The following is a 13,092-nucleotide window of genomic DNA, read 5'->3' on the forward strand; positions in this document are numbered from 1 at the left end:
AAGTTAGTAGTTCACACAGCAGCAATGAAAATTTATGAATAGCATGCAGCAAGTTTTTAAGTCTTTTGGCTTAGCTTTAGTTGGTGTGATGCATCCCAAAATGCTATGGCTTAGTCTACGTCCCTTTTTAATTGTCTCGGTCTTGTGGGGCGTTTTAATTTGGCTAACTTGGACGCCAGCATTGGAGATGCTGAGTGCTTTTCTGACAGCATCCATATTTACTAGCTGGATTGCGGATGGTTTGATCTGGGCTGGCTTCGAGGGTGCACGTGCATGGATCGCGCCACTCTTTTTTGTGATGTTACTGATTCCTTTAATCTCTATTAGTTTATTGGTTTTCATTGCTTTGACGACTGTGCCAACCATCGTCAAGGTGGTTGCGCGGCAATATTCTTATAAAGACATTGCCAAGAAAAATGGCGGTGGTTTGTTGGGTAGTTTTGCCTATACCCTGTGGTCAGCTTTGATCTGTTTGGGGCTAGTGATGCTCACTTTGCCAGTGTGGTGGATTCCGCCACTAGTTGCTGTTTTGCCACCATTGCTCTGGGGCTGGTTGACTATGCGCTTGATGTCTTACGATGTATTAGCGCTGCATGCTACTGCAGAAGAGCGCGATATCCTGTTGCATCAATACCGTTGGCCACTATTGGCGATGGGAATTGTTTCTGGGATGTTGGGAGCGGTACCTACCTTTTTCTGGGCAACTTCTGTTTTAGCTTTGGTTTTATTTCCTATAGTCAGTTTTGTTGCGCTCTGGATCTATTCTTTAATCTTTGTTTTTGCTGCGCTCTGGTTTACACATTACTTGCTTGAGGCTTTAAAAGAATTGCGTAGTAATGAGTTGGATCGATCTTTAAATATTGAAGCGCGTGTTATTGATACGGAGTTACCTACCCATGGTTGAGGTATTAAGAAATCCGAGTGTCGAGGACTCCGAAGTGAATACGCGTCGTTTCGGTTTAATTGTGATTGGTGATGAAATTTTGTCTGGTCGTCGTCAAGACAAGCATCTCAGTAAATTGATTGAGCTTTTAAATGAGCGTGGCCTAAGCTTATCTTGGGCTAAATATGTTGCAGACGATCCCGAGCAAATTACCGCTACCTTGAAAGACAGCTTTGCAAGTGGTGATGTGGTTTTTAGTACTGGTGGCATCGGAGCTACGCCTGACGACCACACGAGACAATGTGCTGCCTTAGCTTTGGGTACAAAAACGCAATTACACGCGACTGCACAAGAGCTTATTGCAGGACGTATTCGGATCATGGCAGAGGGCGATCCCATGAAGGCGGATCTGAGTACTGCAGAAAATCAGCATCGCTTTAAGATGGGGGAGTTTCCAATTGGGAGCGACATCATCCCAAATCCCTATAACCAGATCCCGGGTTTTTCGATTCGCGAGCACTATTTTGTGCCTGGCTTTCCTGTCATGGCTGCGCCCATGATGGCCTGGTGCTTGGATACCTACTATCAGAATTTATTTCATCGCGAAAACTGGGCAGAGCAAAGCTATATTGTTCCAAAAGGGATTGAATCCGTTCTCACCCCTTTAATGGAGCGTATCGAGGCTTCTTATCCAGGTGTCAAGGTCTTCAGCCTCCCGTCAGTAGGCGATTCATCTAGAGGCGGTGTCTATGCCGAGCGGCATATTGAATTGGGTATCAAGGGCAATGCTAGCCTCTTGGATGATGCTTGGATTGCCTTGCGTACAGGCACCGAGGCCTTGGGTTATGTAATTCATGATATTTCAAAATCTGATTAAGCACTAGTTTGGTGCAAATATAGCTATTTATAGGGTTTTGAGAGGCTTTTCAGCACTTAATTAGTGCAATAATGACTGTTCCCGTTTGTTTGCTTCAGTAAATTAGATACATCCCAAGGGCATATTTGATGCTTGGAATAAACAAGGGTGTACACCTTAGGTTTGTATTCCGAATTCAGTTAATAGAGGAGATTTGCATGACGAAGACCGTCGCTGATGTGATGAAGTTGGTTAAAGAGAAAGAATGTACTTTCGTTGATTTCCGCTTTGTAGATACAAAGGGTAAAGAGCAACACACAACGGTACCTATTTCCCATTTTGACGAAGACAAGTTTGAGAGCGGTCATGCGTTTGACGGTTCATCTATTGCTGGTTGGAAAGGTATTGAAGCCTCAGATATGTTGTTGATGCCAGATCCAACAGCTTGCTACATCGATCCTTTCTATGAAGAGCCAACCTTGGTAATCACATGCGATGTGATCGAGCCTTCAGATGGCAAAGGTTACGACCGCGACCCACGTTCGATTGCGAAGCGTGCTGAGTCCTATTTGAAGAGTACTGGTTTAGGCGATACGGCCTTCTTTGGTCCTGAGCCAGAATTCTTTATTTTTGATGGCGTCCGTTGGGGTGCTGACATGCAAGGTTGTTTTGTTAAGGTAGATTCTGAAGAGGCCCCATGGTCTTCGGCTGCTGAAATCGAGGGTGGCAATACCGGACATCGTCCAGGTAAAAAGGGTGGTTACTTCCCAGTTGCTCCAGTAGATACATTCCATGACATGCGTTCTGAAATGTGTTTGATACTAGAATCTTTGGGTATTCCAGTTGAAGTGCATCACCATGAAGTTGCTGGTCAAGGTCAAAACGAATTAGGTACAAAGTTCAGCACGTTAGTTCAACGTGCTGACTGGACTATCTGGCAGAAATACGTTGTTCAAAACGTTGCTCACGCTTACGGTAAGACAGCCACATTTATGCCTAAACCTATTGTTGGCGACAACGGTTCTGGTATGCACGTTCACCAATCTATTTGGAAGAATGGCGAGAACTTGTTTGCTGGTAACGGCTACGCAGGTTTGTCAGAGTTCGCATTGTTCTATATCGGCGGCATCATTAAGCACGCTAAAGCATTGAATGCGATCACCAACCCAGGTACAAACTCATACAAGCGTTTAGTCCCAGGCTTTGAGGCTCCAGTGAAGTTGGCTTACTCTGCGCGTAACCGTTCTGCTTCGATTCGCATTCCACACGTTTCAAGCCCTAAGGGTCGTCGTATCGAAACTCGCTTCCCTGATCCTTTGGCTAACCCATACCTCTGCTTCTCAGCATTGATGATGGCAGGTCTAGATGGTATTCAGAACAAGATTCATCCAGGTGAAGCTGCTGACAAGAACTTGTATGACTTGCCACCAGAAGAAGATGCAAAGATCCCAACCGTTTGCGCAAGCTTGGAAGAGGCGTTGGAAGCTTTGAACAAAGACCGTGAGTTCTTAACTCGTGGCGGTGTCTTTACAGACTCTATGATTGACGCATATATCGCTTTGAAGATGGAAGATGTCACACGTTTCCGTATGACTACTCATCCAATCGAATTCGATATGTACTACTCCCTGTAAGCGAAGGAGAAATGTTGAGCGCAGGTCTGTTGCGCAATTCGTTCAAAGGGGCAGCTTCGGCTGCTCCTTTTTTTCCGACATTGCTTGATCAGATGCCCAATGCTGTCGTGGTATTTGAGGCTGATAACCAACAATTGGTTTATGTGAATCCTGCAGCAGAGTCTGCGTTGGATCTTTCTCGTAAATCACTTGAGGGTCAATCTGTGCGTGAATTATTTGGATCCAATGAAGCCCTCAATCACATGATTGAGGAGGTCAAGGCAGGGCACTTTTCTGCAAAACGACAGGAAATGATGTTGCATTCCTTGCCTGGTAGCATTCATCAAGAATCTATTCCTGCACATGTGGTGGTAGCCAGTCTTGAAGATCCAACACTCATCATGATGGAGTGGTTCCCAATTGACCAGCAGTTGCGTAGTGAGCGTGATGAGCGCGTAACACAGCAAGTTGAAGCAAATAAACAATTAATGCGTAACTTAGCGCATGAAATCAAAAATCCTCTAGGTGGTATTCGTGGTGCCGCCCAATTGCTCGAGTTCGAGCTGCCAGAAAAGGGCTTGCGCGAATATACCCAAGTCATTATTAAAGAATCTGATCGTCTACAGAACTTAGTTGATCGACTGCTTGCGCCGCATCGCAAAGCGCATGCCATGGAGTCATTTAATGTTCACGAGGCGCTAGAGCGAGTTCGCAGTCTCGTATTGGCTGAGTTCCCTAAGGGGCTCAGAATCATTCGTAACTATGACACCAGTCTTCCTGATGTTTTGGGCGATCGTGAACAGTTAATTCAGGCTGTCTTAAATATTGCCCACAATGCAGCCCAAGCGCTTACTGAGGAAATTGCTCAAGGTACAGCCCAGATTGAATTGAAGACGAGGGTGGCTCGTTCGGTCACTATTTCAAAGCAACGCTACAAGATGGCAATGGATTTACATGTGATTGATAACGGACCTGGTATCCCAGAAGATATTCGTGAGCGCATTTTCTTTCCCTTGGTATCCGGTAGGGATGGTGGTAGTGGTCTTGGTCTCACCTTGGCACAAACTTTTGTGCAGCAGCATCAAGGTTTTATTGCTTGTAACAGCCGTCCTGGACGGACTGATTTCCAGATTCAAATTCCTTACCGTAGGCAGGAGAAAGTATTATGAAACCCGTTTGGATCGTGGATGATGATCAATCTATTCGTTGGGTCTTAGAAAAGGCGCTGTCTCGCGAAAATATTCCCCATAAGAGTTTTTCCAATCCCAATGATGTGCTGGATGCGCTAGAAAAAGATGCTCCGCAAGTATTGATATCAGATATTCGTATGCCACGTGGCAATGGTTTAGATCTTTTGCAGAATGTAAAAGAAACCCATCCATTGCTGCCGGTCATCATTATGACTGCTTATTCGGATTTAGATTCGGCAGTCTCATCTTTTCAAGGCGGCGCATTTGAATATCTTACTAAGCCATTCGATATTGATAAAGCGGTTGAGTTAATTCGTCGCGCTATGGAGCAAAGTGAGCGCAATCAATCTGGCAATAAAGAGATGAATGGTTGGAGACAAGATTCCACTGAAATGATTGGCCAAGCTCCGGCAGTGCAAGAGGTCTTTAGAGCGATCGGACGTCTAGCTCAGTCACACTCAACAGTATTAATTACAGGCGAGTCTGGTACTGGTAAAGAGTTGGTAGCGCAAGCGTTGCACAAGCATAGCCCCCGCGCGAAAGGCCCATTTCTCGCCTTTAGTACTGCAGCAGTTCCCAAGGATTTATTGGAGTCAGAGCTGTTTGGCCACGAGCGCGGCGCTTTTCCTGGAGCATTGACTTTACGTCGTGGTCGTTTTGAGCAGGCGGATGGCGGCACTTTATTCTTAGATGAGATTGGCGATATTCCATTCGACCTACAAACACGTTTGTTGCGCGCGCTAACGGATGGTCATTTTTATCGTGTTGGCGGTCAAGATCCGATTAAAGCAAACGTACGCATCATTGCATCGACTCACCAAAACTTAGAGGCTCGAGTAGCTGCAGGCGCTTTCCGAGAAGATTTATTGCACCGCTTAAATGTCATTCGTTTGCGCATGCCAGCATTACGTGAGCGTGCAGAGGATATTCCTGTTTTGGCACGGCATTTTATGTTGACCTGTGCAAAGTCCTTAGGTGTTGAAGCTAAAAATCTTTCGGACGACGTTTTAAAAGAAATGAGCTCGATGCCATTTCCAGGCAATGTACGTCAATTAGAAAATCTCTGTCACTGGCTGACGGTGATGACACCATCTAATGTCATTGGAGTTAGTGATTTGCCAGCTGATGTTTTGGCAGAAGCCGGTGAACAGCCGGTTCTATTACAGGGCGAGTCTAGCTCCAATGTACAGCTTGCATCTAGAACTAGCCCTGTTGACTGGGAAGGCGGTTTGGCGCGCCTTGCAGTCAAAATGTTGCAGGATGGAGATTCCGAAGTGTATGACGTGTTGTGCTCTAAATTTGAAAAAGCGGTACTGCAAGCTGCACTAGAGGTAACTCGTGGCAGACGTGTAGAGGCAGCTCAACGACTGGGCATCGGTCGTAATACCATTACCCGGAAATTGCAGGAGCTAGGAATTAATGACTGATTCAATCAGAATAGCTGCCTGGAATGTGAACTCTCTAAAGGTGCGTTTACCGCAGGTGCTTAAGTGGTTGCAGGATCAAGAGCGGGCAAAAACACCTATTGATGCACTCTGTCTTCAGGAGCTTAAGCTGACTGATGATAAGTACCCGCATCAAGAGCTTGAAGAGGCGGGATATATCAGTATTGCTGCTGGGCAAAAAACTTATAACGGTGTGGCGATTATTGTTCGTAAAGCTGCCTTAGCGCCTATTGCTTCCGATCATGACACTACTTTTCTAAAGCCAGTCAGAAATATTCCAGAAAATGTAGATGAGCAACAACGTATCTTAGCGGCTACAGTATGCTTCAAGGGAATGCAGCCTATTCGCCTAGTATCAGCATACTTCCCTAATGGGCAGTCGCCCGATAGTGACAAGTTTATTTACAAACTAGGCTGGCTTAAGGCGCTAGAAAATTGGTTAAAAGAAGAACTAACTCAGAATAGTCGCTTAGCCCTTTTAGGTGACTTCAACATTGCACCAAGTGACATCGACGTACACGACCCCTCAAAATGGATCGGGCAAAATCTAGTTTCTCCAGAAGAACGTAAAGCTTTCCAGCAACTACTGGAATTAGGCTTGACAGATTCTTTTCGCATGTTTGAGCAGGCGCCAAAATCTTTCAGCTGGTGGGATTACCGCATGATGGGCTTCCGAAGAAACGCTGGTATGCGTATCGACCACATTCTTCTGAGTGATGCACTAAAAGAAAAGTGCAAGTCCAGCATCATCGATAAAGAGCCGCGAACTTGGGAGCAACCTTCGGATCATGCCCCCGTCATTGCAGAAATTAAAGCTTAAATCATTACCCTGCAAAGCTACTGAGTCACTAAGCCGCCGTGACGAAGTAAGGCATCGATACTGGGCTCGCGGCCTCTGAATGCCTTAAATGACTCGGCAGCGGGGCGGCTACCACCCACCTCCAGAATTTCTTGGCGATAGCGAATACCCGTTTTTTCATCAAGGACGCTACCGGTCAGTTTGGCAGCTTCTTCAAAAGCGGAATAGACATCGGCTGAGAGTACTTCCGCCCATTTATAGCTGTAATAACCAGCAGCATAGCCACCAGCGAAAATATGGCTGAAGGTATTTATCCAGCGAGAGATGGATGCCTGCGGTATGACATTGAATTGATCTGAAATGCTTCTAGACAGATCGAGCACAGCCTGCCCATGTGCACTCATGGGATCAAAGCTAGCATGAAGGCGCCAATCAGTGAGTGACATCACAACCTGCCGCAAAGTCATATAGCCATTTTGAAAATTTTTGGCAGCCAGTATTTTTTCAAATAATTCACGAGGCAGCGGTTTTCCAGTTTCAGCATGCGCTGTCATTTTTTCTAAGACCTCCCATTCCCAGCAGAAGTTTTCCATGAACTGGCTTGGCAGCTCTACGGCATCCCATTCAACACCATTGATACCGGACACGCCTAAGGCACTGACTTGGGTTAAGAGGTGATGTAGACCATGACCGCTCTCGTGAAAGAGTGTGATCACATCATCATGAGTGATTGTCGGTTGGCGCAATACACCATTGACTTTGACAGGAGGTGCAAAGTTACAGACCAGATACGCTACTGGAATCTGGATTTCCCCACTAGGTAATTCACGGCGACCGCGCGCATCATCCATCCATGCTCCGCCACGTTTACCTGATCTCGCATAGGGGTCTAAGTAAAAATAGGCCACTATATTATTTGCAGTATTTTTGACTGAGAAGGATTGGACATCTGGATGCCAAGTTGGCAGATTAACCTTTTCAATCTTCACCCCAAACAAAGTTTGAATGACGCCAAATAGGCCCTCCAATACCTTAGGTAAAGGGAAGTATTGTTTCAACTCATTTTCAGAAAAAGAATAGCGCTCTTGTTTTAATCTCTCGGAAGCATAGGCAACATCCCAAGGCTCTAACCCATTGGCAATAGAGAGTTCAGTCCCGGCAAAGTCAGAAAGTTCTTGCCAATCCTTTAATGCAAAAGGTTTTGCTTTTTCAGCAAAATTCGTTAAGAAGGTATCGACTTCCTCAACGGTGCTTGCCATTTTAGGTGCCAAACTCAGAGCGGCATAGTTTTTGAATCCCAACATGCGCGCTTCTTCATCGCGAAGCTTTAATTGCTCAAGCATGTTTTGCGTATTATCCCAATCAAGTTTGCCTTGAGAGTATTGCGGGGCTAATTCAGAAGCTCGAGTGACATAGGCCTCATACATTTGGCGACGTAGTGCCCTGTTCTCAGAGTACTGCATTACTGGGTAATAGGAAGGGAAATGCAATGAAAATGCCCAACCTTGAAGATTCTTTTGTTGGGCAAGATCGGCTGCAGCAGCAATAGCATCTTCAGGTAAGCCAGCCAAATCGGCATTATCAGTTATGAGATGAATAAATCCATCAGTGGCATCTAAAACATGATCAGAGAAGGCCTTGCCTAATAATGCTTGCTCATCTTGAATCGCAGCAAAACGGGGCTTATCGGCATCACTCAGCTCTGCGCCACCAAGGCGGAAGTCTCTTAATGAGTTTTTAATCACTTTTTTCTGTGCAGAATTAAGTTTCAAAAAGTCACTATCTTGACTCAGGACTTTAAACTTTTCATATAGCGCAAGATTTTGTCCCAAGCTTGAAAAGAAGGCGGTTACCTTAGGCATCATCTCGCCATAAGCAGCTCGTAGCTCCGGCGTATCTCCGACGCTATTTAAGTGAGAAACAACACCCCATGACCGACTTAGGGATTCAGTTGCGTCCTCAAGGGGTTCGAGCAAATCATTCCAGTTTGCAGGGGTGCTTGGGTCCACCGCATGATCAACTGCAGATTGCGCCCGCTGCAAAAGGAAATCGATTGCCGGTGCAATGTCGGATGGCTTTACCTCAGGGTAGGCACAAATACCTCTTCCGAATGCAATTAGTGGATTTTTTTGAAGTTCGGCAGAAGGCTTTGATGTGATTGATGTAGTCATCCCCATAGCTTAATGGACGACAGGAACTTTTGCTAATCAGATCCTAAAAAAGGCCTCAAGCGAAGGCGCCTATTAAGACGGCTTGGCCGCCTTTTCTGCTGCCTCTAGGGTATTCATCAGAAGCATGGTGATAGTCATGGGGCCTACGCCACCTGGCACGGGTGTGATCCAACCAGCAACATATTGAACGGCATCAAAATCTACGTCGCCACAGAGTTTGCCATCGGGCATGCGATTAATTCCCACGTCAATGACTACGGCACCATGTTTGACCATATCACCGGTAATCATTTTCGGCTTGCCAGTTGCCACTACCAAAATATCGGCATCTTTAGTGTGATGCGCTAAGTCACGAGTCTTGCTGTTGCAAATAGTGACGGTTGCGCCTGCTTGTAGCAAGAGCATAGCCATGGGTTTGCCAACAATATTAGAAGCGCCCACGATCACCGCACGCGCACCACGGATGGGGTATTCAATGCTCTCCAGGATTTTCATGCAGCCATAAGGAGTGCAGGGCTTGAATTCAGGCTGGCCTACCATGAGGGCGCCAGCATTGGCTACGTGAAAGCCATCCACATCTTTTGCTGGTGCGATTGCCTCCAGTACGCGCTCAGCTGCAATGTGCTCGGGAAGCGGTAGTTGGACCAAGATCCCGTGGATCGCTGGATCAGCATTGAGAGTGGCAATACGAGCAAGTAATTCTTCTTCGCCTAACTCTACGGAGTAGCGCTCAAGCACGGAGTGGAAACCAACGTCTTCACAGGCTTTTACTTTGTTTCTGACATAAACCTGACTAGCAGGATTTTCGCCAACAACGATGACAGCTAAACCTGGTCTAACACCCTTGGCTGTAACGATTGCTCCACGTGCAGCAATTTCAGTACGTAATTTTTTTGATAGCGCAACGCCATCGAGTAACTGTGCAGGCATAAAAAATTAATTCGGCTGTGGATCAGAAAGGGCAAGACGTAGAAGATCTGCAACGGTATTCACATTGAGCTTTTCCATAATATTCGCGCGATGAGCCTCTACAGTTTTGATTGAGATACTCAAATCATCTGCGATTTGTTTGTTTAAGCGACCGGCTACGATGCGCTCGAGTACTTGGCGTTCACGCCCAGTGAGTTTGCTCAAGAGGCTTTGGGTGACCTTACGCTGACTTGCTTGTGAGTAATCAACTCGCGCTTTTCCAAGCATACGATCTACTAAGCCACAGAGATCGTTTTCTTTAAACGGTTTTTCGATAAAGTCCACCGCACCACGCTTCATAGTCGAAACTGCCATCGAAACATCCCCGTGACCAGTAATAAAAGCAACTGGCATGGGTAGGTTTTCACTAATGAGGCGCTCTTGTAATTCTAGGCCAGACATGCCGGACATGCGGACATCCAGAATGGCGCAGGAGATGGTTGTCTTGTCAGTACTTTGAAGTGACTGCAAAAAACGCTCAGCACTTGCATGGCAGCGAACAACATAACCATTGCTTTCGAGTAGCCAGGTAAGGGAGTCGCGAACTGCCTCATCGTCATCTACAACATAAACTACTTCAGCTTGATTGGGTTTGGTGGCAGCACTGATATTCATATTAGCTTTCGCAGATAAATCTAAAAAATACATCAAATTAAATACTATCCTCAGAGCCAGGAGACTCTAAAGGTAATAATATTGTAAAGGTGCAGCCTGACAGCTTTGTATGTTCGGCATCCATCAGATTAGTTGCCCAAAGGCGACCCTGATGGGACTCAATAACGGATCTACAGATATTCAGACCCATGCCCATTCCATCACTTTTGGTGCTGAAAAAGGGCTCAAACATGCGTTCAATCACGGATTCAGCGATCCCGGAGCCTGTATCCTTCACCTGGATGCGCAACATAGTGGGGAAGGTGCTGGTATCTAGATCCGCTGAAATCCGCACAGGAGGAGCCGACCAGCGTGAGGAAAGGGGGTAAACCTCTCTCAAGCTATCTAATGAATTTTTGAGAAGATTGACCAAGACTTGCAGAATTAAGACTGGATCTAAGTCGACCGCAGGAAGATTTTCAGCAATTTCAGTGCTGATACTTAAGCGATGGCGGTGGGCTTCAATTTCTACTAATCCAACGGCATCGTGAATGATTTCAGCAATGTCGCAAGACTTTCTTTGGGGTTCACTTCGTTTTACAAAGCCCTTAATACGCTGAATGATCGTACCAGCGCGATGAGCCTGATCAGATGCCTTCTCTAGCGCCGGAAGAATATCTTTTTGCAAGGCAGGGTCAAGTTGACCCTGTAAGCGCTTTGCTACACCCATGCAATAGTTTGAAATTGCAGCCAGCGGTTGGTTTAATTCATGGGCTAAGGAAGAGGCCATTTCGCCCATGGTTGTTAAGCGGCTAGTAAATTGCATCCGCTCTTCTTGTTGTCGAGCCAAGTCATCAGCTTCGACGCGAGGCGTAATATCCGTGGCAATTAATAATTGTGCCAAGTGACCATCTACCCATGGGACATTCCGTCTGCGAACTTCATACCATTTTGAGATTCCCGTTACCTCATCAAGTAATTGAATTTCTTCTGACTCAGTTTCTTGGTAAGGCGGCTGGACTGAAATGCCTTCGGACGTCTTATCGCTACCAGCTAATTCAAAGTGACCCTTGGCAGTATTACCAAAGCGTTCACGATAGAAGCGATTTGTAAATAATAGTTCGCCGTTCTCATTTGATACTACTGAAACGGCAGCATCAAGCCCTTCTAATACCGCAACAAATCGCTCTTGTGAAGCTGCTAATTCTTCTCGAATTTTCTTGGGTTCGGAGATATCAATTAATGAAGTTACCCAACCAGTTTGCTGACCCTTCTCGTTTACGAGGGGTGCAATAAATGTGCGCGTCTGAATGACTGCTCCATTTCTGTGGAGAATCGAGCCCTCAATCCCAATAGTCCTTTCTTCACTCATCGCTATTTTGAGAGCCTTATTCATTTTGTCAGTCAGCTCATTTTTCTGGCCTTCAGGCCAGAAGGCAAAAGGGGGGCTCAGTCCGATGAGTTCTTCTGCAGACCACCCAGTCATCTCACAAAAAGCTGGATTCACATAAGTAATCACTCTATTCATGTCGTGCGCACGAATTCCCACGGGAGTGGAATTCTCCATCGCACGACGGAAATTAGTTTCCGCTCGAAGATTTGCTTCAGCCTCTTGCCTAACTTGCATCTGTTTGAGAACGGACCATAAGCTCCAGATCACAAATGCACTCAAACCCAGCACGACGCCTATTAACATCCTAAAAGTTAAATTCGTTGCTGGCGGGTAGGTGTCAATGCGTAGACTTAGGTTTGGGCTGAGAACTCCAATATCCAAACTGGTTTGATTGCTAAATGCACGCTTTGGCGTATTTTTATCGAATGAGATTGCTAGGACTCTGTCATCGTCCGTAATTAATGTGAAGCGGTACTGACCCTTGAGCTCGCCAGGAATCATTTCTAGCAAGCCTTGTGTGGTGTATAGAACAGCCACCATGCCATTAATTTCATTACCAGAAATCTGGGGAACTGTTTGCCAAAATACGTTACGAATCTCTTTTGAGATGACTTCGTCGCTGGGGACTTCAAGCGTCATGAACTGACTAAAAGCAGGTCTGCTTGTTGCTGAACTGAGCTCAAGTGTTTTTCTTAAGCCTTGATTGATAGTCTCAGCGTTTACGTTCTTATTGAACCATTCTGTTCTTAAGTTATCTAGTGGAATTCTCCACTGTCGTTGACCTGCTTTATCAATCCAAACTATTTGTGCAATTTCATGATTACTTTGTAATAAATTTTCAGCTTGAATAAAGAAGTTTTCTTTTGACTTAGGTGATTCGCCACCACTTACATAATCACGTCCAAGAGACTGAAGTACATCGGTATTGTTAGAAAAACGTAATTGGATTCGTTGCTTAGCAAAAGAAAGCTCTCTAAATAGGGCAGCTTCTTGCTGACTTTTTTCTTGCAACTGCAAGGTACCCATAATGATGCCCATCACTACAGTAAATAGGACGATGGCTATTAGGGGGGTAAAGACAAGCTTGAATCCCCGTATTCGGCGGAGCCATTTCACGGGCGAGAGCTGCCAGAAAGACAGTGCTATTTTTTTCATGTAATCCGCTTATTTTGCCCTATA

At 45.7% G+C, this 13,092-nt stretch carries 10 protein-coding genes; 6 read left to right on the top strand and 4 right to left on the bottom strand.

Annotated features, from left to right (window positions below):
- Nucleotides 1-43 precede the first annotated feature (43 nt).
- The 6 genes from C2758_RS04665 to xth all read left to right on the top strand — a co-directional run bounded on the left by C2758_RS04665 (nt 44) and on the right by xth (nt 6,807).
- A complete protein-coding gene (locus C2758_RS04665; RefSeq protein WP_251369266.1) occupies nt 44-904 on the top strand; it encodes an EI24 domain-containing protein in 861 nt (286 codons plus the stop codon).
- Nucleotides 897-1,760, top strand: a complete 864-nt coding sequence (locus C2758_RS04670) for a molybdopterin-binding protein (protein ID WP_215329809.1) — start codon at nt 897-899, stop codon at nt 1,758-1,760. Before C2758_RS04665 ends, C2758_RS04670 begins: the two co-directional genes overlap by 8 nt.
- 197 nt (nt 1,761-1,957) lie before the next feature.
- Nucleotides 1,958-3,373 (top strand): type I glutamate--ammonia ligase, encoded by a 1,416-nt coding sequence (glnA, locus tag C2758_RS04675; protein ID WP_215329810.1) that lies wholly within the window; start codon nt 1,958-1,960, stop codon nt 3,371-3,373.
- A gap of 11 nt (nt 3,374-3,384) precedes the next feature.
- Nucleotides 3,385-4,521, top strand: coding sequence for a nitrogen regulation protein NR(II) (gene glnL, locus C2758_RS04680; RefSeq protein ID WP_215329811.1), 1,137 nt, complete (start codon nt 3,385-3,387; stop codon nt 4,519-4,521).
- A complete protein-coding gene (gene ntrC, locus C2758_RS04685) occupies nt 4,518-5,969 on the top strand; it encodes a nitrogen regulation protein NR(I) (protein ID WP_215329812.1) in 1,452 nt (483 codons plus the stop codon). The genes glnL and ntrC overlap by 4 nt, the downstream gene beginning before the upstream one ends.
- Nucleotides 5,962-6,807: an exodeoxyribonuclease III gene (gene xth, locus C2758_RS04690; RefSeq protein WP_215329813.1), complete on the top strand. Its 846-nt coding sequence runs from the start codon at nt 5,962-5,964 to the stop codon at nt 6,805-6,807. The genes ntrC and xth overlap by 8 nt, the downstream gene beginning before the upstream one ends.
- 17 nt (nt 6,808-6,824) lie before the next feature.
- On the opposite strand, the gene C2758_RS04695 is transcribed toward xth, so the two are convergent.
- From C2758_RS04695 to C2758_RS04710, 4 genes are all read right to left on the bottom strand, one after another.
- Nucleotides 6,825-8,957 (bottom strand): M3 family metallopeptidase, encoded by a 2,133-nt coding sequence (locus C2758_RS04695; protein WP_215329814.1) that lies wholly within the window; start codon nt 8,955-8,957, stop codon nt 6,825-6,827.
- 72 nt (nt 8,958-9,029) lie between these two features.
- Nucleotides 9,030-9,887: a bifunctional methylenetetrahydrofolate dehydrogenase/methenyltetrahydrofolate cyclohydrolase FolD gene (gene folD / locus C2758_RS04700; RefSeq protein ID WP_215329815.1), complete on the bottom strand. Its 858-nt coding sequence runs from the start codon at nt 9,885-9,887 to the stop codon at nt 9,030-9,032.
- 6 nt (nt 9,888-9,893) lie between these two features.
- On the bottom strand, nt 9,894-10,541 hold the full coding sequence (locus tag C2758_RS04705; RefSeq protein ID WP_215329816.1) for a response regulator transcription factor: 648 nt from the start codon (nt 10,539-10,541) through the stop codon (nt 9,894-9,896).
- A 37-nt stretch (nt 10,542-10,578) separates the two neighbouring features.
- Nucleotides 10,579-13,068 (bottom strand): PAS domain-containing sensor histidine kinase, encoded by a 2,490-nt coding sequence (locus C2758_RS04710; RefSeq protein ID WP_215329817.1) that lies wholly within the window; start codon nt 13,066-13,068, stop codon nt 10,579-10,581.
- Nucleotides 13,069-13,092 lie beyond the last annotated feature (24 nt).

Origin of the sequence: Polynucleobacter sp. AP-Sving-400A-A2 (genome assembly GCF_018688155.1) — a bacterium.
Classification (GTDB): Bacteria; Pseudomonadota; Gammaproteobacteria; order Burkholderiales; family Burkholderiaceae; genus Polynucleobacter.

Coding starts and splice junctions, on each gene's coding strand:
- C2758_RS04695 (WP_215329814.1), bottom strand. CDS start 8,957: ATGACTACATCAATCACATCAAAGCCTTCTGCCGAACTTCAAAAAAAT.
- C2758_RS04710 (WP_215329817.1), bottom strand. CDS start 13,068: ATGAAAAAAATAGCACTGTCTTTCTGGCAGCTCTCGCCCGTGAAATGG.
- xth (WP_215329813.1), top strand. CDS start 5,962: ATGACTGATTCAATCAGAATAGCTGCCTGGAATGTGAACTCTCTAAAG.
- C2758_RS04705 (WP_215329816.1), bottom strand. CDS start 10,541: ATGAATATCAGTGCTGCCACCAAACCCAATCAAGCTGAAGTAGTTTAT.
- glnA (WP_215329810.1), top strand. CDS start 1,958: ATGACGAAGACCGTCGCTGATGTGATGAAGTTGGTTAAAGAGAAAGAA.
- C2758_RS04670 (WP_215329809.1), top strand. CDS start 897: ATGGTTGAGGTATTAAGAAATCCGAGTGTCGAGGACTCCGAAGTGAAT.
- ntrC (WP_215329812.1), top strand. CDS start 4,518: ATGAAACCCGTTTGGATCGTGGATGATGATCAATCTATTCGTTGGGTC.
- C2758_RS04665 (WP_251369266.1), top strand. CDS start 44: ATGCAGCAAGTTTTTAAGTCTTTTGGCTTAGCTTTAGTTGGTGTGATG.
- folD (WP_215329815.1), bottom strand. CDS start 9,887: ATGCCTGCACAGTTACTCGATGGCGTTGCGCTATCAAAAAAATTACGT.
- glnL (WP_215329811.1), top strand. CDS start 3,385: ATGTTGAGCGCAGGTCTGTTGCGCAATTCGTTCAAAGGGGCAGCTTCG.